Annotated in this window: 17 protein-coding genes, 2 tRNA genes and 1 riboswitch; of the genes, 16 read left to right on the top strand and 3 right to left on the bottom strand. The window is 72.4% G+C overall.

The features are described from left to right. The first annotated feature begins 75 nt into the window (after positions 1-75). The 11 genes from ACZ3IJ_RS15455 to ACZ3IJ_RS15505 all read left to right on the top strand — a co-directional run bounded on the left by ACZ3IJ_RS15455 (position 76) and on the right by ACZ3IJ_RS15505 (position 13,933). On the top strand, positions 76-3,120 hold the full coding sequence (locus ACZ3IJ_RS15455; protein ID WP_467468332.1) for an FG-GAP-like repeat-containing protein: 3,045 nt from the start codon (positions 76-78) through the stop codon (positions 3,118-3,120). Positions 3,121-3,235: 115 nt separating this feature from the next. Next, a tRNA-Lys gene (locus ACZ3IJ_RS15460) sits at positions 3,236-3,308 on the top strand. Between the two features lie 709 nt (positions 3,309-4,017). Next, positions 4,018-5,388, top strand: coding sequence for a nitroreductase family protein (locus tag ACZ3IJ_RS15465; RefSeq protein WP_467468334.1), 1,371 nt, complete (start codon positions 4,018-4,020; stop codon positions 5,386-5,388). Positions 5,389-5,393: 5 nt separating this feature from the next. After that, complete coding sequence (locus ACZ3IJ_RS15470; protein WP_467468336.1) at positions 5,394-6,881, top strand: class I adenylate-forming enzyme family protein; 1,488 nt, start codon at positions 5,394-5,396, stop codon at positions 6,879-6,881. A 28-nt stretch (positions 6,882-6,909) separates the two neighbouring features. Continuing rightward, positions 6,910-7,173, top strand: a complete 264-nt coding sequence (locus ACZ3IJ_RS15475; RefSeq protein WP_391799878.1) for a phosphopantetheine-binding protein — start codon at positions 6,910-6,912, stop codon at positions 7,171-7,173. After that, a complete protein-coding gene (locus ACZ3IJ_RS15480; protein WP_467468339.1) occupies positions 7,166-7,882 on the top strand; it encodes a dihydrodipicolinate reductase C-terminal domain-containing protein in 717 nt (238 codons plus the stop codon). The genes ACZ3IJ_RS15475 and ACZ3IJ_RS15480 overlap by 8 nt, the downstream gene beginning before the upstream one ends. Further along, positions 7,879-8,628: a class II aldolase/adducin family protein gene (locus ACZ3IJ_RS15485; RefSeq protein WP_467468341.1), complete on the top strand. Its 750-nt coding sequence runs from the start codon at positions 7,879-7,881 to the stop codon at positions 8,626-8,628. Before ACZ3IJ_RS15480 ends, ACZ3IJ_RS15485 begins: the two co-directional genes overlap by 4 nt. Positions 8,629-8,802: 174 nt before the next feature. Next, positions 8,803-9,942, top strand: a complete 1,140-nt coding sequence (locus ACZ3IJ_RS15490; protein ID WP_467468343.1) for an acyl-CoA dehydrogenase family protein — start codon at positions 8,803-8,805, stop codon at positions 9,940-9,942. A gap of 167 nt (positions 9,943-10,109) precedes the next feature. Continuing rightward, positions 10,110-11,489 (top strand): condensation domain-containing protein, encoded by a 1,380-nt coding sequence (locus ACZ3IJ_RS15495; protein ID WP_467468345.1) that lies wholly within the window; start codon positions 10,110-10,112, stop codon positions 11,487-11,489. Next, positions 11,486-12,541, top strand: coding sequence for a polysaccharide deacetylase family protein (locus ACZ3IJ_RS15500; protein ID WP_467468347.1), 1,056 nt, complete (start codon positions 11,486-11,488; stop codon positions 12,539-12,541). The genes ACZ3IJ_RS15495 and ACZ3IJ_RS15500 overlap by 4 nt, the downstream gene beginning before the upstream one ends. A gap of 102 nt (positions 12,542-12,643) precedes the next feature. Further along, positions 12,644-13,933, top strand: a complete 1,290-nt coding sequence (locus tag ACZ3IJ_RS15505) for an MFS transporter (RefSeq protein WP_467468349.1) — start codon at positions 12,644-12,646, stop codon at positions 13,931-13,933. A 57-nt stretch (positions 13,934-13,990) separates the two neighbouring features. On the opposite strand, the gene ACZ3IJ_RS15510 is transcribed toward ACZ3IJ_RS15505, so the two are convergent. Continuing rightward, the gene (locus ACZ3IJ_RS15510) at positions 13,991-14,659 is read right to left on the bottom strand and encodes a 4'-phosphopantetheinyl transferase family protein (protein WP_467468351.1); all 669 of its coding nucleotides are present in this window, start codon (positions 14,657-14,659) and stop codon (positions 13,991-13,993) included. 48 nt (positions 14,660-14,707) lie between these two features. Beyond that, complete coding sequence (sigJ, locus tag ACZ3IJ_RS15515) at positions 14,708-15,598, bottom strand: RNA polymerase sigma factor SigJ (RefSeq protein WP_467468353.1); 891 nt, start codon at positions 15,596-15,598, stop codon at positions 14,708-14,710. A gap of 199 nt (positions 15,599-15,797) precedes the next feature. On the opposite strand from sigJ, the gene ACZ3IJ_RS15520 reads away from it, so the two are divergent. The 5 genes from ACZ3IJ_RS15520 to ACZ3IJ_RS15540 all read left to right on the top strand — a co-directional run bounded on the left by ACZ3IJ_RS15520 (position 15,798) and on the right by ACZ3IJ_RS15540 (position 20,241). Then, complete coding sequence (locus tag ACZ3IJ_RS15520; protein WP_467468355.1) at positions 15,798-16,277, top strand: rhodanese-like domain-containing protein; 480 nt, start codon at positions 15,798-15,800, stop codon at positions 16,275-16,277. Positions 16,278-16,350: 73 nt separating this feature from the next. Next, positions 16,351-16,424 (top strand) — tRNA-Met (locus tag ACZ3IJ_RS15525). Between the two features lie 114 nt (positions 16,425-16,538). After that, the gene (locus tag ACZ3IJ_RS15530) at positions 16,539-17,279 is read left to right on the top strand and encodes a MerR family transcriptional regulator (protein WP_391799868.1); all 741 of its coding nucleotides are present in this window, start codon (positions 16,539-16,541) and stop codon (positions 17,277-17,279) included. A gap of 452 nt (positions 17,280-17,731) precedes the next feature. Further along, positions 17,732-18,784: a PP2C family protein-serine/threonine phosphatase gene (locus ACZ3IJ_RS15535; protein ID WP_467468357.1), complete on the top strand. Its 1,053-nt coding sequence runs from the start codon at positions 17,732-17,734 to the stop codon at positions 18,782-18,784. A gap of 212 nt (positions 18,785-18,996) precedes the next feature. Further along, positions 18,997-19,144: riboswitch (cyclic di-AMP (ydaO/yuaA leader) on the top strand. Positions 19,145-19,155: 11 nt separating this feature from the next. Continuing rightward, entirely contained in the window at positions 19,156-20,241 is a 1,086-nt protein-coding gene (locus tag ACZ3IJ_RS15540) for a M23 family metallopeptidase (RefSeq protein WP_467468359.1), read from the top strand. A 183-nt stretch (positions 20,242-20,424) separates the two neighbouring features. Here ACZ3IJ_RS15540 and ACZ3IJ_RS15545 read toward each other — a convergent pair whose 3' ends face one another. Next, complete coding sequence (locus tag ACZ3IJ_RS15545; RefSeq protein ID WP_467468361.1) at positions 20,425-21,741, bottom strand: PrsW family intramembrane metalloprotease; 1,317 nt, start codon at positions 21,739-21,741, stop codon at positions 20,425-20,427. Positions 21,742-21,763: the final 22 nt, after the last annotated feature.

A 21,763-nucleotide genomic window follows, 5' to 3' on the forward strand; every position in this document is an offset into this window, starting at 1 on the left:
CCGCATGCCGCCGTGCGTCCCCGTCCTCCGGTGCATGAGAGCCAGAAGCGGCTGGCGTTTCCGATGAGGAGAAGCGTGTACGACAAGAGACCCCTGGGCGGCTTCGTCGCCGTCGCGGTCGCGTTGGGAGCGGCGTTCGTCGTCGGTCCGGAGTTCCCCACCGCACAGGCGCAGTCGCCCGCCACGGTGGTCATCCCCGGGGTGACCACCGAGGTGCCCGTCCACAGCGACGTGGTGAACGCCGGGCCTCACGGATATCTGCGCGTCGAGGAAGGGCGAGGCGCGATCTGGCGTTCGTACGGGGGCAGCACGGAGGTCGAGGTCGACCCGACGAGCACGGTCGGCCCGTCGCACGGATGGCGCACCGGGGCGTCGGACGTGATCGCGCACCATGTGGAGTCGACGGACACCGTCTCCCTGCGCGACATGGTCACGGGACGAACCGCGACCGTGAAGCTGCCGGCCGGGCACAGTTTCATGAAGGCGTTCGGCTGGAACGTGCTGACCCGGAGCGGGCCCGTGGCCGAGACCCGCCTCCATGTGCTGGACGTCCAGGACGGGCAGCTGCGTGACCGCCCCGTCGAGGGGCTGCCCGAGGGCGACGGCGGGGTCGGCGTCGGAGTCGGCGACGCCGAGGGGGCGGTGCTCGGCTGGAGGGGCGCGTATTACTGGCTGGACGTGACGCGGCAGCGTGTGTCCCCCATCGGCGTCGACACGTCGTCGATCGTCGGCGATATGTTCCTGACGCCGGACCGCCTGCTGGTCGGCGGGTACGGCAAGGTGACCGTGTTCCGGCGGGACGACCTGACGAAGCCCGAGCGCGTGCTGCCGCTCGAGGGCGACCTGGAGACCCGGGTGCTGGGCATGGTCGGCCAGGAGCTGATCGTCGCCCGGCACGACCCGGCGCTCGGAGCGCGTGCCATGGACCTGCCCAACTGGCGTGTGGACGCCGAGCCGCTGGACGGCGGACCTGTCCGCACCGTCCTGGCCCGGTCGATGGACCCCGCGATGGCGACCCCGGACGGCGGTCTGCTGGTCCACGGCGGTTCGACCGTCTCCGAGTGGGGCGTCCAGCTGATCCGGGCGGACGGCGGCGGACGGGCCTTCGCCACGCGCGACACCCGCGTGGCGACCCGGACCGTGCCGAACACGGTGAACCGGCTCTCGTACCGCCAGGGGCGTCTCACCAGCCTGGAGAGCGTCGCGGCGGTCGGCCGTACGGGCATGTACACACGCACGGCCGAGCCCGGGGGTGACACGTTCGTCCACGGCGAGCGCGTGGACCGGGGCTGGCTGGAGTGCGCCCTCGGCTGCCCGGAGATCGACGAGACCGGCGACGGCCGCATCGTCTACGCCGGCCCTCTGGGCAGTGGACCGAGCCCGGGCGTCCTGCCGGTCCACCGCCTGGCCGAGGGTGAGCGACTGCCCGGCACCACGATCGACGTCGGTACCTACGCGCAGCGCGTGATCGGAAACTGGGGCCGCTGGAGCGTCGTATACGCGATGCTTCCCGGCGGTTCGCCGGAGACCCGGATCATCGACACCGACACCGGGCGGGTGGTCCGGAAACTCCCCGTCCAGGCGCTGTCCCTCTCGGGGACGACGCTGTGGGCCAGGGGCGAGGGCCACGGCTCGATCGTCGGCTACGACGTCCGGACGGGCGCCCGCGTCGACGAGGTGTACCTCTCAGGCTGCTTCGTCGAGGGTGCCGAGTCGGTCGGCCGCTGGCTGCACTGGATCTGTTCCGGAGCGCGGGACGACGAGGGCGTGCTGGACCTGGAGACGGACGCCGTCACCCCCCTCGGGATCGGCTACGGGAGGCGTGCCAAGCTCGGCGACGGACTCATCGCGTACCCGCAGGACGACAAGCTCAAGGTGAAGGACCTGCGCAACGGCGGCACGGTCCACGAGATCGACGCCGATCTGGACGCCAGCGACGCGGCGTGGGACGTCGACCCGGCGACGAACACGATCGCCTGGGCCGGGGCGAAGGGTGCGCTCCACCTCGCGGGCAGTGGTGTCGCCACGTCCGGCATCACGGTTGCGGATGCCGTGACGGCCCCTGCCGCGAACGTCAGGAACGACTCCTGGAAACCGCGTTGGTGGCTCACCGAACCCGCTGCCTCCTGGACGCTGACTCTGCGGAGCCACACGACCGGTGCCGTGGTGCGCACGCTCTCGGGAGGAAAGGCGCGCGGCTACGTGAGCACCTCGTGGGACGGCAAGGACGCGGCCGGGAAGCCGGTCGCGAACGGCGCGTACGCGTGGACGCTGTCGGCGAAGCCGGCCGACGGCCGGGCCACGGAGGCGAAGGCCACGGGCACGGTCGGGGTGAGCGGTGCCGCGGCGGTGCGCCGAGACCTCATGGGCGACGACGGGTTCGGCGATCTGCTGGCGATGGACACGACCGGTCTGGTGTCGCTGTACAAGGGCACCGGCACGGGCGGCTTGTCGTCGCGGATGGCGGGTACCGGCGGGAAGTTCGCCTCGTCGTCGGCGCTCGTGCCCTTCGGCGATGTCAACGGCGACCGCTGCAACGACGTGCTGGTGCGCGTCGGTGACCAGTTGCGGGCGTACCGGCCGGGCTGCGGCGCGATCGTGTCGGCGTCGTCGCCGTACACGGTGATCGGTTCGGGCTGGGGCCAGTACGACGTGCTGACGTCGTCCGGTGACGTGAACGGTGACGGCCGGACGGATCTGATCGCGCGCCAGGCGTCCACCGGCGACATGTACTTCTACGCCGGGACGGCCGATCACCGGCTCGGTTCCCGGGTGAAGATCGGTACGAACTGGAAGCTGTACGGGAAGATCACGGGCGCCGGTGACCTGAACGGTGACGGGCGGGGCGATCTGCTCGGCCTGGACGCCTCGGGTGTGCTGTGGCGCTACTACGGCACCGCTTCGGGTGGCGTGACCGCGCGGGTGAAGGTCGGCGGCGGCTGGGGCGCGTACACCTCCCTCGTCGGCGTCGGCGACCTCACCGGCGACGCGCGGGGGGATCTCGTCGCCCGTGACACGTCCGGGAAGCTGTGGCGCTACAGCAACCAGGGCAACGGCCTGTACGCGGCGCGTGTGCTGATCGGGACCGGCGGCTGGGGCGCCTTCAAGGGCCTGTACTGACCCGCCCCCTGGGGCCCGCCCGCCATCCCGGGCGGGCCCCGCGGAGACGGGGCCGTGTCGGATACCCGATCGGCTCCGGCGATCGATGCGGCTATGCTCGGGTGTGTTGTGCCGAGGGCCGTTAGCTCAATTGGCAGAGCAGCGGACTTTTAATCCGTTGGTTGTGGGTTCGAGTCCCACACGGCCTACGTACGACAGGGGAGGGGAGACCCTCCGGCCTGCAGGAAGCGCCCCGCCCGGTCTCGACCGGGCGGGGCGCTTCGTCGTGTGCGGGGGCGGACGGGTCGGCACCGCGGCACCCGAAGGTGTCGGACGATCCCAGCTGCGGTGGCCGCGGGGTGTGCCGGAGCTGAAGACCCCTGTCCGATCTATCGTCCTCCCCGGGGGCGTCCGGATTTATTCAACAGCCTTGCTTTTCTAATGGTCTTGACCAATACCGAGCGGCTTGGCAGGCTGGAATGGCCGTAACCGATCACGCGTTCTCGTCCGCGAGGCGTTCCATCGGATACGTGTCATATTCCGAGACAGGGGGCCGGATGGGAAAGCGCTCGCCGCGGTCGGCGCAGCAGTGTGGGTGCCAGTAGGTCGCAGCACCCTTCTCGCGATCCGAGAACGCATCAGTGCCTGGTCGGAGGCGCTTCAAGTCCTGCAGGGGTTCCGTGGGGGATCGTTGCGCACCCATGAGCCGGTGCGCCCCTGCATTTCTTCGTCATGCATGAGTTCCGCATGAATTCGTTGCGGGCTGTGCTGCCTTGCCATGCATTTTTCCGTGGGCTGTCAGAGAATAGGAGGCTTGCGTCAGACGTGCAAGGAAAACAGATCTCACACAAAGCCGTCTCCGTCGCATACGCACCCGAGCCCGAATCATCGGGCCGTATCAATGATCTATGGGCGCGGGTGGCCCTGCCGGCGGCCGCGCCCGAGCCGGCCGCCGAGCCCGTGGTGACACCCGGTCTGCGCCTTGCCCTGTCGCTGCTGGAGGAGGGCGTGCTGACCAGTCGCGCCAACCGCTCCTGCGGCTCGTACGTGGCGCGGGCGGTCCCGTCGGCCGGAGCGGTGTACCCGTACGAGTTCGCCGTCCTCGTCCTGGAGAACGGTGTGCCGACCGCCTTCCGGATCGACACCGACCGCCGTACCTGCGCCCGGCTGGCCGTCGGCGCGCGCGTCACCACCGCGCTGGACGCCTCCCTGCTCGCCGTTCCGGAGGACGGCGGCGCGCTGGTGGTCACGCTCACCCGGCCCTGGCTCTCGATGCGCAAGTACGGCGACCGCGGCTACCTGTACACCCAGCTCGACGCGGGACACGCGGCCGGGAACCTCTTACTCGCCGCTGCCGGCCGGGGTGCCAAGGGGGCGCTTCGGCTGCGCTTCCCGAGGGAGTCGCTCTCGGAGCTGCTGGAGGCGGGCGAGAACTGCCGCGAGATCCACTCCGCGACCCTGGTGCCCGCCGGCCCGGCGGGCGAGGCGTGGACCCGCTGGACCGTGCACGACGAGACCGACCGGGAGCTGCGCGGCTCGACCTGGCGGTCGTGGCTGGAGACCACCTGCTGGGACTCCGTCGCCGCCTGGCCCGAACACTCCGGCTCCCCGAGCCTCCACTCCGTACCCGCACCACTCACCCGGATCCGCACCGACCGGCAACCGTCCGACGGGCAGCACGGCTTGGGTGACCCGTCCGGATGGCCGGAACTGATCGCGACCCGCTCCTCCAGCAAGGCGTTCACGGGCGAACCCGTCGCCGCCGACGCCGTCTGGCAGGCCGTCTCCGCACTCTCGACGCCGCTGGCGACCGACCTCCCCGAGGTCTCCCCGCTCTCCGCGACCCTGGTCCTGCGGTCCACCACGGACCCCGAGCGGGACGCCGTGTACCGGCTGCGGACCGGTGAGCGGCGACCGGAACGGCTGCCGTCCACCGACGAGGTGGCACGGGCCTGCATGCAGCAGCGCGCCCTCGCCGGCGCCTCCGCCGTCCTCCTGCTCCATGTGCCGCGCACCTCGCTCGCCGGGGCCGACTCGGCCGCCGGGGCCGAGAACCTCCGTGAACTCGGCTTCCGCTGTGGCGCCTTGGGGCAGCTCCTCTATCTCGGGGCGAACGGCGCGAAGCTCGGGGTGACCGCGATCGGCGGCTTCGACACACCGCTCTGGCGCACGCTGACCGGTCTGCCGGAGGACGACGAGATCCTGTACGCCCTGCTGCTCGGCTGCCCGGACGACTCGGGCATCAAGTTCGACCGGCTTGCCATGGCGCACGCCCAGAACGAGCGGTGAGCCCGATGACCGCCGTACTTCCCGGCCTCTTCACCGACGTCCTCGCCCGCCACGGCGAGCGGGTCGCGGTCACCGACGCCGACGGATCGCTCGGATACGCCGAACTCGCCGACCGGGCCCGTGTCGCCGCGGACCGGCTCGCCCGGTACGACGGGCCTGGCGGCGCGCCGGGCGACGGGCGGGGCGCCGCGCATGGCGGCGCGCCTGGCGAGCGGCTTCGCGTGGGGCTCTACGCCACCAACTCCGTCGACTACGTGGTCGCTCTTCTCGCCACGCTCTTCGCCGGCGGGGTGCCCTTCCTGGCCGACGCGGCCTTCGGCCCGTACGACCTCCAGCGGATCGCCGAGGACTGCGGCCTCGATCTGCTGGTCCACGCCCCGGGCGCCGACGTCTCCACCGTCGTGACGGAGAGCGTCGACGTCGACGGCGCGTTCGGCGGCCTCGCGGTCGGCCGGGTGCGCCGGTCCGACGCTCCCCGGCCCCGGCTCCTCGACGACACCGAGGTGTGCCGTTTCACGTCCGGCTCCACCGGGCGGCCCAACTGCATCGAGTTCTCCGGCGCGGCCGTGTCCGCGGCGGCGGCCAACTGGGTGAAGGGCACCGGGCTTTCGGCCGACGACCGGATCGCCTGCTTCGCCGCGCTCTCCAACGGTCTGGCGTTCAACACGTCCCTGCTCGCGGCCTTCCTGCCGGGGGCCTCGCTGCACCTGTCGACGGGTCTGCCGACCGCCTCCCGGGTCGTACGTCTCCTGGAGAGCACCGAGGCGACGCGACTGGTGGCGTTCCCGGCCCTGTACGAGTCGATCGTGCGCCGCGCCCCCGAGACGGGCTTCGGGGCCGTCCGTACCGCGATCTCCTCCGGCGCCCCGCTGCGCGAGACCGTACGCCAGGAGTTCACGCGGCTCACCGGCGTACCGATCCACAACTACTACGGCGTCGCCGAGACCGGTCCGCTGACCTACGCCCCCGACGGGGCGGGCAGCGGGCTCGGGGGGCCGCTGCCGGGTGTGCGGCTGCTCGCGGAGGAGCAGGGCATCCGGGTCAGGAGCGAGTCGATGGGCTCGCGGTACCTCAACGCTCCCGGCGTGTTCGAGGAGCGTGTCGACGCCGAGGGGTACTACCGCACCGGCGACCAGGGCCATCTGCTGGACGGCGCGCTGCACCTGACCGGCCGGACGAGCCGGATGGTCAACGTGGGCGGGCGCAAGATCGACCCGATCGAGGTCGCCGACGTGCTGCGTACGGCCGCCGGAGTGCTGGACGCGGTCGCCTTCGAGGCCGAGAACCAGCACGGCGAGCCGACCCTGGCGGCCGTCGTCGCCGTCGAAACCGGTGTGACCGCCCAGTCCCTGCGCACCCACTGCGCGGCGACGCTCCCCTCGTTCAAGGTGCCCGGACTCCTTCGGCTGGTGGACCGCATCCCGGCGAACTCGATCGGCAAGCCGTCCGTCGAGCGCCTGCGGCGCCTGTTCGCCGAGCCCCAGAGCAACTGAATCCCTCTTCGAGACACAGGAACTCCCCATGGACAGCACCGCGCTCCGCACCAAGATCATCGACCTGGCCGTCGCCGCCGGGGACGGCAGCGTCTCCGCAGCCGAACTCGCCGCCGCGAACTACTCGCTGCGCGACGTCGGCTACTCCTCGCTCTCGTACATGCGCCTGATCGACAGCATCGAGAACGAGGTCGGTGTCTACCTCGACCCGGAGGCCGACATCGAGCACTACGAGAGCATCGACTCCGTCACGGCCCTGGTGGTCGCGAGCGGGGTGGGCGCCGATGCCTGACGTGGCGGTGAGCGGCGGGCCCACGATCGGGATCGTCGGCCTCGGGCGGCTCGGCTCGGCCCTGCGGGCGGTCTGCGAGGCCGACGGTACGAGGGTCTCCCTCACCGCCTCCCGCCGCGGCGGCTGGTCGGCCGAGGCGGTGCCCGACGTGCTCGTCGACGCCAGCGCCCCCGAGGCGCACGCCGACGTCCTGGATTTCTGCGCCGGCCATCGCGTACCGCTCGTCGCCTGCGTCTCCAACCTCACGGACACCCAGTGGAAGGGGCTGGAGGAGCTGGCGGACGTCGTGCCGGTGGTCCGGGCCACCAACCTCTCCTTCGCCCACTACCTCCAGGTCCGCATCGCCGAGTTCACCGCCGGCCTGGCCACCGGTCGCTTCGCCACGACCACCACCGTCCGGGAGCGGCACCCGCTCGGCAAGGCGCACCGTCCGAGCGCCACCGCGCTGGCGCTCGCGGACACCTGGACCGGGGCGAGCGGCCGGCCGGTGGCCGACATCGCCGACGAGCGGGCCGGGCTGCCCGTCAGCGAACACGAGTTGACCCACACCTGGGACGGCGAGGCGCTGCACGTCCGGCACCACGTAGGCAGCTGGACCGTGCCGGCCCGGGGCGCGCTGGCCGCCGCGGACTGGGCCCGGGCCGCGACTCCCGGCCTGGTCACCATGCGCAACGTCTACGACGACCTGACAGCGAGGAACACGACATGACCACCGATGAACCGCGGCCGCTGAACCCGGCCGAGAGCCGCCTCGTCCTCCAGGTGGCGATCGGCGCCCGGATGCTGTCCCTCGACGGGCACGACGACTTCAACCAGGGCCAGATCTCGGCCCGGATACCGGGCCGGGACGAGTTCTTCATCAAGGGCGCGCTGGTCGGCTTCGACGAGGCCGCCCCGGCGGACGTGGTCCGCTGCCCGGTGGACCACACCCTGCCCGCGCCGCCGCTGGCGCCGCCGGAGCTGCCGCTGCACCAGGCCATCTACCGGGCCCGCCCGGACGTCAACGGCATCGTCCACAGCCACGCGCCGTACACCCTGCTGTTCGGTGCGACGGATCTGCCGATGCGGCCCGTCTCGCACGACGGCGCCTACTTCCGCGACCGGATCGGTCTCTTCACCGAGACCAGCAACACGGTCCTGGACATCGAGACCGGTGAGCACATCGCGAAGGACCTCGACGACCACCCGGCGGTCCTGCTGCGCAACCACGGCGGAGTGATCGTCGGCAAGAGCGTGCGGCACGCTTCCGTCTTCGCGCAGGTGCTGGAGCGGGCCTGCCGTCTCCAGCTGACCGCCGAGAGCACCGGCGTCCCGTACACGTGGTCCACCGAGCAGGACGTGGCCGCCAAGCAGGACTTCATCTACGCCGACCTCTCCGTCCGCTCGTACTGGGACTACGCCGTCCGCCGGGTCGGCCGGCACTGGCCGGAGACCCTCGACTGGGGCCGTCACTGACCGCCCGCAGTCACCGTCACGTCCCGCCCTTAGCCACCGTCCCGTCCGCCGTCACCGAGCCCGCCGTCACCGGCCCGTCCGCCGTCACGTCCCGCAGCCCTCACCGCCCCGCAAGCCGTCACCGACCCGCCCGGCGACGTCGCTCACCACACCCGACATCACGGAGGTCGTCCGATGAAGGTCCAGCGCATCCTGCCCACGGAGGAGGCGGCCGATCTGCTCGGCCTGGTCCGGGAGATCGCCGCCGCCGAACTCGCGCCCAACGTGGCGGAGTTCGAGGCCGCCCACGAGTTCCCCCGGGAGATCGTGCGCACCCTGGGCAAGGCCGGGCTGCTGAGCCTGCCGTACCCCGAGGAGTACGGCGGCGGGGGACAGCCGTACGAGGTCTACCTCCAGGCGCTGGAGGAGATCGCGTACCACTGGTTCGGAGTGGCCGAGGCGGTCAACGTGCACAACCTCGCCTGCTTCGGCACCGCCACGTACGGCACCCAGGCCCAGCGCGACGAGCTGCTGCCGGACATGCTGAGCGGCGAACTGCTCGGCGCGTACTGCCTGTCGGAGGCGGAGGCCGGTTCGGACGCGGCCTCGCTCACCACCCGTGCGGTACGGGAGGACGACGCGTACCGCGTCACCGGCACCAAGGCCTGGGTCACCCACGCGGGTCACGCGGACTTCTACAACGTGTTCAGCCGCACCGGCGGTCCGGGGGCCCGGGGGCTGTCCTGTCTGGTGGTCCCCGGGGACACGCCGGGCATGGTCGTGCACGAGCCGGAGCGGAAGCTCGGCGTCTGGTCCAACCCCACGGCCCAGGTCGGCTTCGAGGGCGTGCGCGTCCCGGCCGGGCGCCTGATCGGACGTGAGGGCAAGGGCTTCCTGATCGCCATGGGCGCGCTGGACTGCGGGCGCCTCGGCATCGCGGCCTGCGCGGTCGGCATCGCCCAGGCCGCCGCCGACTACGCCGTGCGGTACGCGAAGGAGCGGCGCCAGTTCGGGCTGCGGATCGCCTCCTTCCAGGGCGTCGGCTTCCTGCTGGCCGACATGGCCACCCAGATCGCGGCGGCCCGCGCGCTGACCCTGGCGGCCGCCCGCCTCAAGGATGCCGGGCTGCCTTACTCCCTGGAGGCGGCGAAGGCCAAGCTCTTCGCCACCGACATGGCGATGAAGGTGACCACGGACGCGGTGCAGGTGCTCGGAGGCGCCGGCTACGTCTCCGACCATCCCGTGGAGCGCTGGATGCGCGAGGCCAAGCTGCTGCAGATCGTCGAGGGCACCAACCAGATCCAACGCATGGTCATTTCGCAGGGCCTGGACTAGCGGCTCCGGCGCAGGGCGGCCGGGCCGGTGTCGGCAGGCGGCAGGCGTCGTACGAGGCGACCGATACGAGTCAACCGAAGGGAAGGTCGGGAAACACGGTGACCACGGTGACCACAAGCAGCACTCGGGGTACGGACGGCACTGGCGCTACGGCCGGCAGGAACGGCATGTCCCGTACGGCGCAGGAGCGGACCATCAGGCTGGAGTCCGCGCGCGCCGGTACCGGCCCGGCCACCTGGGGGCAGCGAGCGATCTGGGGTGTCGTCACCCGGCTCGGCGACGACGCCCCCCGGTACAACCTGCGGCTCGACCTGCCGCTCACCCCGCCCCGCCCCGCCGCCCGCGTACTCGCGGACCTGACGGAGCTGCTCCGGATGCACGACAGCCTGCGCACCAGGCTCCTGCCGGACGGCGTGGACGGTCTGGACCAGGTCGTGGACGGCTCCGGCGAGCTTCCGGTGGAGGTCAGGGAGTGCGGGGAGGCGGATGCCCCCGCGGCCGGTGAGGCCCTGATGGAGGAGCTGGCGGGGCGCGCCTTCGACCACGCGCGGGAGTGGCCCTTCCGGGTCGGTCTCGTGGAGTGCGAGGGCCTGGTCCACCGGCTGGTCCTCGCGGCCTCGCACACCGCGATGGACCTCTGGGGCGAGGGCCGGATGCTCCGCGACCTGGCGCTGATCGAGGAGGGGGAGTCCGCCGAGGCCCTGCTCCTGGCCCGCCCCGCGCTCCAGCCCCTGGAGGCGGCGGAGATCCAGGCCTCGCCGCTCGGCCGGCGCCGGGACGAGGGTGCCCGGCGCTACTGGTGCGAGCGGCTCACCGCCGGCCCGAAGAGGATCTTCCTGAACCCGGCGGATCCGGATCGGGCGGCGACCGATCCGGGCCGCATGTTCCCCAACGCGCTGCTGCGCTCGCCCGCCCTCGCGGTCGCCGTCGAGCGGGTGGCCGGGAAGCTGGGGGTGAGCGACGCCGCGGTGCTGCTCGGCGCGGCCTCCCACCAGCTCGCCCGCATGTCGGGGAGCAGCGACGTGCTGTTCCAGGTGGTGGTGAGCAACCGTTTCCAGCCGGCCGCCGCCGAGTCGGTCAGCACGATGGCGCAGGAGGCGGTGTTCCTCCTCACGGACGCGGACAAGGACTTCGAGGACGCGGTACGGCGGACCCGGTCCGTCTCGTTCAGCGCGTTCCGTCACGCCGGGTACGACAAGTGGGCGTTGGACCGGGAGGTGGCGCGGCTGGTCGAGCGGGGCGAGGCGGCCGACCACTCCTGCTGGTGGAACGACACCCGGGACCCGGCCGACGGGCCGTTCGACACCGTCGAGCGGCCGGACGCCCCGCTGGGCGAGCTGGCCGGCCGGACCGAGTTCAGCTGGCCCACGGAGTTCCTGCCGCGGGTGAACGTGTCGGTGGCGGTGGACGTGCTGACGGCCCCCGGCGCCCTGGAGCTCTGCATGACGGCCGACCCGGCGGTGCTCTCCCGTGAGGGGATGGAGCGCTTCCTGCGCGGGGTCGAGGAATCGGTGATCGCCGAGGCGACCGCCCTGGGGGACGAATGAGCAAGCGTTACGCGGGAATCGCCTGGACCGGAGCGGGTTACGAGGTCGAGGTCCTCGACACGGCCGGGCGCAGGGTGACGGAGCCGAGCAGTTGGGGCGCCGACCAGGTGGCCGCACTCGTCGAGCGGCTCCGGGAGCTGGGTGAGGAGGAGCCGCTGGCCGCGGTGTTCGAGAGCACCAACGGACTGCTCGACGGACCGATGACGGCGGCCGGTCTGGAGGTCTACCGCGCCGATCCGTGGCTGCTGCCGCCCCGGCCGGGGTTCGGCTCCGTCCCGGCCGCGCGGCTGGCGGAGCAGGCGCGGAGCGAGCCGGACGCGCTGGCCAGGGTGACGGCCGAAGGGGGAAGCCTGTCCGGCCGTGCCGAGGAGTACTTCGAGGGCGTACGGCGCAGCGAGCCGATCCAGGCCGGGCTGACGGCCGTCGGGCGCTGCATCGAGCACGGCAGCCGGGACACGCCGAGGGTGGCGCTCACCTTCGACGACGGCCCGGATCCGGTGCACACCCGCCGGATCCTGGAGATCCTGGACCGCTACGGCGTCCGGGCCACGTTCTTCTGCGTCGGCCACCATGTCGCGGCGCTGCCCGACGAGGTGCGCCGCATCGCCGCGGCGGGGCACGAGATCGGCAACCACTCCTGGTCGCACCCGTTCCTGCCCGACCTGACACCGGTTCAGCTGCACGAGCAGATCGACCGGACGACGGAGGCGGTGGCGCGGCTGACCGGCGAGGCCCCGACGCTCTTCCGGCCGCCGTACGGCGCGCTGACCCCGGAGGTGCTGGCCGCCCTGGCGGACCATCCCACCACCATGACGATGTGGGACGTCGACTCCCGCGACTGGTCGCGGCCGGGGCCGGAGCAGATCGCCGAGACCGTCCTCGGCGCCGCGGGGCCGGGCTCGGTGGTGCTCATGCACGAGGGCGCCGGCGACCGGGGCCAGACCGTCCGGGCGCTGCCCTCGATCATCGAGGGCCTGCTCGGCCGCGGCCTGGAGCCGGTCACCGTGGGGGAGTTGCGGCCGGCCTCCGTCCCGGCCGAGTCGGCCCGCTGACCGCATCGCCCGCCCGTCCGTTCGCGGCACGCGCGGGCGCCCCGCCCGCCCCGAACCGTACGACCGCAAGCCCACCCTCACCGCTGGAGTAGTGAAGAAGACATGAACGATCACTCGGCAGACCCCTCTGCGGCGGTCGCGGCCGCACCGGTCGAGGACCGGCCCGCCGAGGCGCCGTCGGCGGCGGCCGGGGAACCGGCGATCTGGACCCGCAACTTCCAGTACTACTTCACCGCCCGGAGCGCGGGCCTGCTCGGCTGGGCCATGCTGCCCGTCGCGGTCTCGGCCGGACTGCTCAGCGCCGGGTACGGCCTGAGCACCGCCGGGTACGCGATGGCCTTCCTGGTGGGCCCGTTCGCGGGGCTCGTGCTGTTCGGCGGGGTGCTCGCCGACCGGTTCACCGCCCGCCGGATGATGATCATGGCCGACCTGGCCAACCTCACCGCCCATGTGCTGCTCGCCTTCCTCTTCATCCGGGGCATCGACCAGCTCTGGCACCTGTACGGGGTGCTGATGGTGGTCGGCACCGCCAACGCGATGTTCCAGCCGGGCGCCTCCTCGACCGTCCCGCTGGTGGCCCGGGACGTACAGGGCGCCAACGGGGTGCTGCGCATATCCGAGGCGTTCACGGCGCTGGGCGGCCCGGCGCTGGCCGGTGTGCTCGTCGGTGTCGGCGCCACCGGCTGGGTGATGGTGATCTCCGCCGTCGCCTACGGCATCAGCGCGGTCTGCCTGTTCGCGCTCCGGCTCGGGGTGGTGCCCGCCCCGCCGGCCGGCGAGAGCCTGGTGCGCAACCTGGTGGTCGGCTGGTACGAGTTCCGCTCCCGGAGCTGGCTCTGGGGCGTGATCGTGATCTGGATGTTCTTCGCGATGCTCTCCTGGGGGCCGCAGCTGACGCTCGCCGCCGGCGTGATCGTGCCCACGCACGGCGCCACCGCGTTCGGCCTGCTCAACTGCGCGTTCGGCGCGGGCACGGTGGCCGGCGGGGTGCTGGCGATGCGCTACAAGCCCGCACGGCCGCTGGCCGCGGGCGCGGTGGCGCTGCTGGCCTTCCCGCTCTACCCGCTCGGCATCGTCCTCGACTGGCCGGTCTGGCTGCTCGCCGTGGCCCAGGTCGTGGTCGGCGTCGGCATCACCTTCTGGGGTGTCATGTGGGCCACCAGCGTGCAGACCCAGGTGCCGGGCGAGGTCCTCAACCGCGTCCACGCCTACGAGGTCGCGGGCTCCGTCGGCATGTTCCCGATCGGCAGCGCGCTGGCCGGTCCCGCGGTCGGTGCGGTCGGCACGGACAAGGTGCTCCTGGTGGGCGTCCTGGTCGCGCTCCTCACCGCCGTCGCCCTGCTGTCGACGCGGCCCATCCGGACCCTGGGCCGGGTCCCGGACCGCGTCTGACCGGCCCTCCCACCCCGTCCGACCGGGCCTCCTGGGAGGCGGCCGTCCGCCCGCCTCCTAGGGGGCGGGCGGACGGCGGACGGTCACGGCGGAGAAGACCAGGCCGCCGTGGACGTACCAGCGCCCGGTCATCCGGGTGAGTGGATGCCCCGCCTCCGCCGGTCCCGGCCGGCGGAGCGCGGCGGTGAAGACGTCGGACGCGGGATCGAAGTCCAGTTCCGTCTCCCGGAAGCCGAGCGTGCCGCCGGCCAGCGGGTACCAGGCCTTGTAGACGGCCTCCTTGGCGCTGAAGAGCAGGGTGTCCCAGTGCACTTCGGGGTTCGCGGCGGTGAGTTCCGCCAGCCGGGGCACCTCGGCGGGGTGGGCGATCTTGGCGAGGACGCCCCGGGGGAGCGGTGCGTGCCGCTCGGCGTCGATGCCGAGCGAGGCGTGCCGGTCGTCGAGGCTCAGCGCGGCGGCCCGGTACCCGAGGCAGTGAGTCATGCTCCCCACCACCCCCGAGGGCCACAGCGGCTCGTGCCGGGCACCGGACAGGACGGCGACGGCCGGCAGCCCCAGATCCGCCATCGCGCGCCGGGCCAGGTGCCGCACGGTGGTGTACTCGCGACGGCGTTCGTCGACGGCGGTGCGGACCGCCGCCTCCTCCCCCGGAAACAGCCGGGCATCCGGGAGATCGCCGAAGGCCTCGGCGACGGCGACCCCCTCCGGCATGAGCGCAGCGATCATGCACCCAGCCTAGGGCCGCCCCGTGGATCAGGGCGTGACCGCGTCGGCTCAGTCCTCCAGGGCCGGCACGCCGAGGGCCGCCATGCGGTCCGGGTCCGCGATGATCTGGATCTGCACGATTCGCTCGTCCACGACCGTGAAGGCCATGAGCCCGAACAGCCGGCCGTCCACGTACGAGACGATGCCCGGCGCGCCGTTGACCAGCACCTTGCGGTAGTCGCGGCGGAAGCGGGCGTACGTGAGCGCCTGGCTGACGACCGCCTCGGCGCCACGGACCAGGCCGGAGGCCGCCGCGAGCGCCTTGCCGCCGTCCACCCGCAGGACCACGTCCGGGTCGAGGACCGCGAGCAGCCCCTCGAAGTCACCGCCGTGCGAGGCCGCCATGAAGGCGTCGACGACCTGCCGCTGCCGGGCGATGTCGGGCGCCGGGGCCGGGGCGGCGCCCTGGACACGGCGGCGGGCGCGGCTCGCGAGCTGGCGGGTCGCGGCCGGGGTGCGGTCCACGATCGGGGCGATCTCGTCGAACGAGACGGCGAACATGTCGTGCAGGACGAAGGCGAGCCGTTCGGCCGGACCCAGCGTCTCCAGGACCACGAGCAGCGCCAGCCCCACCGAGTCGGCGAGCAGCGCCTCCTCCTCGGGGTCGCGGGTGGTGCCCTCCGCGCCCCGGACCAGCGGATCGGGGACGAAGTACTCCAGCGGGTCCTCGCGGCGGGAGGCGCGCGAGCGCAGCATGTCGAGGCAGACCCGTCCGACCACCGTCGTCAGCCAGCCGCTCAGGTTCCGCACGTCGTCGATGTCGGAGCGACTGAGCTTGATCCACGCTTCCTGGACGGCGTCCTCGGCCTCGCTCAGCGACCCCAGCATCCGGTACGCGACCGCCTTCAGGTGCGTGCGGTCGGCCTGGAAGCGCTCGGCCAGGAGGTCCTTCTCGTCCATCGGTGTCTCCCTCGTTGATGACCGTCATCGAGATGACGGACGGCACCGGCGAAACGTGACGGGTCCGCGCCCTCGAACCGTCCGCTGCGTGAGATCCCCTGCCGTCCCCCGCCGAAGGCCCGGAAATCCCCGGCCGATCGGCCTCCGTGCCGGGGATCGCCACTTCAGTGTCGTGATCTTCGACCGTAGATTTTCATGCATGACGACAACCGCGCAGGTCAACGCCGTACTTCGTACCCCGCCCGCCTCCCCCTCGGCCGCGGCCGCGTACTTCTCCGCCAGCCTCGCCTTCCACGCCGACGTCTCCGACGTCGCGGGCGCCCTCGCCGCCGACGGCGACCCGGGCTTCGTGGTCCTCGACTCCCGCTCCACCGCCTCCTGGGACCAGGGCCACGTCCCCGGCGCGGTCCACCTGCCGACCGCGCTCATCCCCGAGCAGGCCGAGCAGCTGCTCGACCGGTCGGTGCCGGTGGTCACGTACTGCTGGGGTCCCGGCTGCAACGGCGCCACGCGCGCCGCGCTCGCCCTGGCGCAGCTGGGCTACCAGGTGAAGGAGATGCTCGGCGGCTTCGAGTACTGGGTCCGCGAGGGCTTCCCCTACGAGACGTGGGAGGGCACCGGCAGGAAGGACGCGGACCCGCTGACGGCCCCGGTCGACGCGGAGGACTGCGGCTGCTGAGAGCGCCGCAGAGGAGGTCGCCGGAAACCGATTAGGGGATCGGCGCACCATGCCGTAAGGTCATATTCACCGACGCGGGGTGGAGCAGCTCGGTAGCTCGCTGGGCTCATAACCCAGAGGTCGCAGGTTCAAATCCTGTCCCCGCTACTCAGTAGCAACGAAGGCCCGGATCCAGTCACTGGATCCGGGCCTTCGTCGTGTCCGGGCGGTGCGCGAGCCGGGCTTGACCTTTACGCGACGTCAAGATTTAGCGTCATCCCCATGGAGTGGTCGATCCAGGAGATCGCCAGGAAGGCCGGCACCACCAGCCGCACTCTCCGGCACTACGGAGAGCGCGGACTGCTGGAGCCGAGCCGGATCGGCGCCAACGGTTACCGGTACTACGACCAGGCGGCGCTCGTGCGGCTGCAGCGCATCCTGCTGCTGCGCGAGCTCGGGCTCTCGCTGCCCGCGATCGCCGAGGTCCTGGAGGGTCAGCGGGACACGCCCGCCGCCCTGCGCACCCACCTGCTGCTGCTCGAACAGGAGCGGGAACGGATCGGGCGGCAGATCGAGGCGGTGCGGACCACTCTCCGGAAGACGGAGAAAGGAGAGGAACTCATGGCGGAAGAAGTGTTCGACGGATTCGATCACACGCAGTACGAGGCGGAGGTCACCGAGCGCTGGGGACGCGACGCGTACGAGAAGGGCGACCGCTGGTGGCGCTCCCTCGGCGCCGAGGAGAAGCAGGCGTTCATGGACGAGCAGGCCGGCATCGCCCGTGACTTCGGGAAGGCGGCCCGGGACGGCCTCGCCGCCGACAGCGACGAGGTCCAGGCGATCGCGCGGCGCCACGTCGCGTGGCTGTCGACGACCACGACGCCGACGAAGGAGTACGTGATCGGCCTCGGCCAGATGTACGTCGACGATCCGCGCTTCGGCCGGAACTACGACAAGCACGGCGAGGGCACCGTCCTCCTCGTCCGCGACGCGATGACGGTCTACGCGGAGCGCAACCTCTAGGTCGAGGTAACCCACTTGGGCGAGCGGAGGTCGCCGCACGGCGCGGCGCCCGGCACCCTGGGGAGGGCGCGGTACCGTCCGTCGCCGTGTACGGACCGGGCAGGAGACCACAGGTGGGGCAGGGGCAGGGGAACGGGACCGACGGAAAAGGGACCGGCCACGGGCAGGGAACCGGGGGCGGGAACGGTCAAGGGAACGGTCACGGGAACGGTCACGGGAACGGGAACGGTCACGGGAACGGGACAGGACGCGGGACCGGAACCGGGAACGGGACAGGACGCGGGACCGGAACCGGGAACGGGACAGGACGCGGGACCGGAACCGGGGACGGGACAGGACGCGGGACCGGGAACGGGCAGGCGAGCGGGAACGGGAACGGGCGGCCTCGGCGGCGGGCCGAGCGGACCCGCCGGTTCCTCCGCGCCCTGCCCCCGCTGCTGATCCTCGGTGGTGTGGTCTTCGACCTCTCCACCCCGCCCGCCTACACGGCCGCGCCGATGTTCTCGGCCGCGCCGCTCCTCGCCGCCCCGTTCTTCTCCATGCTCACGACGCTGCTCACGGGCATCGCCGCGGTCCTCGCGAGCGTGGGGCTGCACGTCTACAACGGCACCGCCGGCGAGGTCCCCTCCCTCACGGAGACGCTGACCGTCGTCACCGTCTCCGCCCTCGCCCTGCTGGTGAACCAGGTCGTGCTGCGCAGCGGCGAGCGGCTCGCCTCTGCGCGCGTGATCGCGGAGACCGCGCAGAAGGCCGTCCTGCCGACGCCCGCCGACCGGATCGGCGGGCTCCAGGTCGCCGCCCGGTACGAGGCGGCGCAGGCGGACGCGTTCATCGGCGGCGACCTCTTCGCCGTTCAGGACACGCCGTACGGGGTACGGCTCGTGGTCGGTGACGTCCGGGGCAAGGGGCTCGACGCCGTCGAGGCGGTCGCCGTCGTGATCGGGGCCTTCCGGGAGGCGGCCGAACAGGAGGCCACCCTGGAGGGGGTCGCCCAGCGGCTGGAGCGGGCGCTGGCCCGGGAGGGCACGCGCCGGTCCAGTCTCGACGCCTTCGAGGGGTTCACCACCGCCGTCCTCGCCGAGATCCCGCGTGGCGACGGGCGCGTACGGATGGTGAACCGAGGCCACCCCGAGCCGCTGCTGCTGTACGCGGACGGCGGCCTGGCCCACCTCGAACCGACCGAGCCCGCGCTGCCGCTCGGCATGGGCGAGCTGGCCGCCTGGCCGGACCGGGCCGACGAGGCCCCCTATCCACCGGGCGCCACGCTGCTCCTCTACACCGACGGGCTCTCCGAGGCGCGCGACGCCTCGGGGGCCTTCTACGATCCGGCCGAGCGGCTGGCCGGGCGGATCTTCCCGGGGCCGGACGAGCTGCTCGACGCGCTGGTCGACGACGTCCGCCGGTACACGGGCGGCGGCTCCACGGACGACATGGCGCTGCTCGCGGTGAGCCGTCCGGCGGCGGGCCAGCCGGAGCGGCGCAGGACGATGCCCGTGGTGCCGTGACCATGCGTAGTGGCGAGGTGTCACTGAGATAACAGTTGACGAACCGTCAGTTCAGGAGCCCCGTCATTGGTCCGTACTGAAGCGGGATCAAATCGGTCTGTACCAGCTTAATCGCGCTAATGATCAACGGGAACGGCTTGGAATCCGGCCCTCGTGTCTATTAACGTTCGATAACGCAGCGCGGTCGTCCCAGCCGTCGCCAGAGACGGCACCGTGCGCACGCGCCGAATCCTGAAAAGGAACCGGGGAACCACTACTTGGGGTGAATCGGGCACCGTCGCACCCGTGCGACACCGTCCGTAGGAGACCTTCCTGCTCCGAACCCGTCAGCTAACCCGGTAGGCGAGAAGGAAGGAAAGGAGTACGCCTCCGTGGCGTCCAACACCCCTGCTCCCGAGGGTCTTTCTGACGGGTTCAACGCGTTCGGCGCCCCGGGCGCCGCCGGGACGGACGACGACACGACCACGTGGGGGGAGTGGAACCCCACCGAGGACTCCCTTCGCCAGCAGGCCCGTTCGGGCGGCCGTCACCGTGTCGTGAAGCAGCGCTCCGGCTTCGCCCGCTCCTCCACCGTCCTCGGCGTCGGTGTCATCGCGGCCGTCGGCGCGGGTGGCATGGCGACCGCCAAGGACAGGCCGCCGGTCTCGATATCCCTCCCCGACCTCAACCTGCCGGACGCCTCCGAGCTGCCCGGTGTCGGCGAGCTCATCTCGGGCGAGGACGGCACGGACTCCGGGACGAACAACCCGCAGCCGCTCACGGCCACCCTCGCCCTCCCGGCCGACAGCGCCGAGAAGGCCGCCGGCTCGCCCGCCGCCTCGACGGCGGACGCCGGTGAGGCGCTGCGCGCCCGCATCATGCAGCAGGCCGAGCAGCAGCAGGCCTCCGCCGACGCCGACAAGAAGGCCGCGGCGGAGAAGGCGGCGGCCGAGAAGGCGGCGGCCGAGGCGGCGGCGAAGGCGGACGCGGCGGAGAAGGCCGCGGCCGAGGAGAAGCGGAAGGCCGAGGCGGCCGCCGCCGCGAAGGCCGAGGCGGAGCGCCTGGCCAAGCTCGCCGCGAGCTACGCGCTGCCCACGTCCTCGTACACCCTCACCTCCACGTACGGCCAGTCCGGCTCCATGTGGTCCTCCGGCTACCACACCGGTCTCGACTTCGCGGCGCCCACCGGCACCCCGGTCAAGGCGGTGCACGGCGGCACGATCAAGTCGGCGGGCTGGTCCGGCTCGTACGGCTACCGGATCGTCCTGGAGCTGGAGGACGGTACCGAGGTCTGGTACGCCCACCTGTCCTCGATGACGGCGAGCGTCGGCCAGACCGTGGGCACCGGCGACACCATCGGCCGCGTCGGAGCGACCGGCAACGTGACCGGCCCGCACCTGCACCTCGAGGTCCACACCCCGGGCGGCGCGGGCGTCGACCCGGCGGCCTGGCTGGCGGGCAAGGGCATCTCCGTCTGACCCCGGACGTCCACACGGCTCCGGCGGTCCTGGCGACGTCCCCCCGACGCCAGGGCTGCCGGGACCCCCGGCCCCGGGACCCCCGGGCCCCGGCCCGTCCCCGCAGGTTCCGTCCGTGTGACGGCGCCGGATCCTTCTGAGAGCCCGGCGGCGGCTCCGTCCGTGTACTCGGCGCCGCCCGCCCTAGCTCCGGTACGGGTTGTAGCCGCTGTAGTCGAGGTACTGAGGCGGGGCCCACGCCCGGCCCGTCGCCCGGGCCGCGTAGGTCAGGGCGGGGGAGGCGACCGCCTTGCGCTGCCAGAGGTGGTGGAGCAGCTCCTGCTCGCGCGCGCTGAACTCCGGCCCCGCCGCGCCGCGCTGGGCGCGATGGCGCAGAAAGGCGAGGGTCGTCGCGAACGCCTCGTACTCCCCGACGACCGCCGCGGCCGGCTTGCCGTACGTACGGCGGGCGAAGTCGCGGGCCACCGAGCGGGCCCGCATCGAGGAGAGCGCGAGCGGTTCGGCGGGCGAGAGCCACCCGGCCGCCGCGTACGCCGGGAGCTGCCCGGATATCGTGCGCAGCTCGCGCTGCCTGCTCCATATCGCCAGCCAGGTGAGCAGGGCGAGCGTGGGCACCATGAACATGCCGTAGACCAGGATGAAGCCCAGCGGCCCGAGGATCGTCGCGGAGCCGTTCCACAGGGCGTGCATGCCCATGGCGAGGACAAGGCCCGCGAGCGGCAGCAGGATCCGCCGCAGCCGCAGGAACCTGCGCCGGGAGGTGGCGAGGGCGGCGAAGGCGAAGCCGAGGCCGGTGAAGACGGTGAAGAGTGGATGCGCGAACGGCGACATCACGACCCGTACGAAGAACGTGCCCGCGGTCGTGGCGCCGAGGCCGCCGGAGCCGATGTCCTGGTCCTCGCCGAAGGCGTTGCCGAGATAGAGGATGTTCTCGGTGAAGGCGAAGCCGGTGGCGGTGAAGCCGGCGACCACCACGCCGTCGACGAGTCCGGTGAAGTGCCGTCTGCGGAAGAGGAAGATCAGCAGGATCGCCGCCGCCTTGGCGCTCTCCTCGACGACCGGCGCGACGACCGTGGCGCCGAGGGACTCGGCGGAGGCGGGGTCGGCGGTGGCGGTCGCGATCCAGCGGACCGCGAAGGAGTTGGCGAGGATCGCGACGAGCGTCGCGGCGAAGGCTCCCCAGACGAAGGCGAAGATCAGGTTGCGCCACGGGCCCGGTTCGACCCGGTCCAGCCAGCGGAACGCGGCCAGCAGCAGCGGAACGGGCAGGACGGCCAGCGCGAGCCCGACGAGGAAGCCCTCCGTCCCGGTCTGCTCCCGCACGATGGCCAGGATCACCAGCGCGCAGAGCGCGAGCACGGTGATCACGGCGACCGCCCGGACCACCCTGCTGCGCCAGAAGGCGCGGCGAGGCCTGTAGCGCCACTGGGCGCGGTCCGGGACGGCCGGGAAGTCCGGCTCTTCGGTGTCCCGAGTGGGGACGGGGACGCGGTTCGACACGTCAGCGACCCTAACCAGCGGG

It is taken from the genome of Streptomyces sp. NPDC013317 (assembly GCF_055563155.1).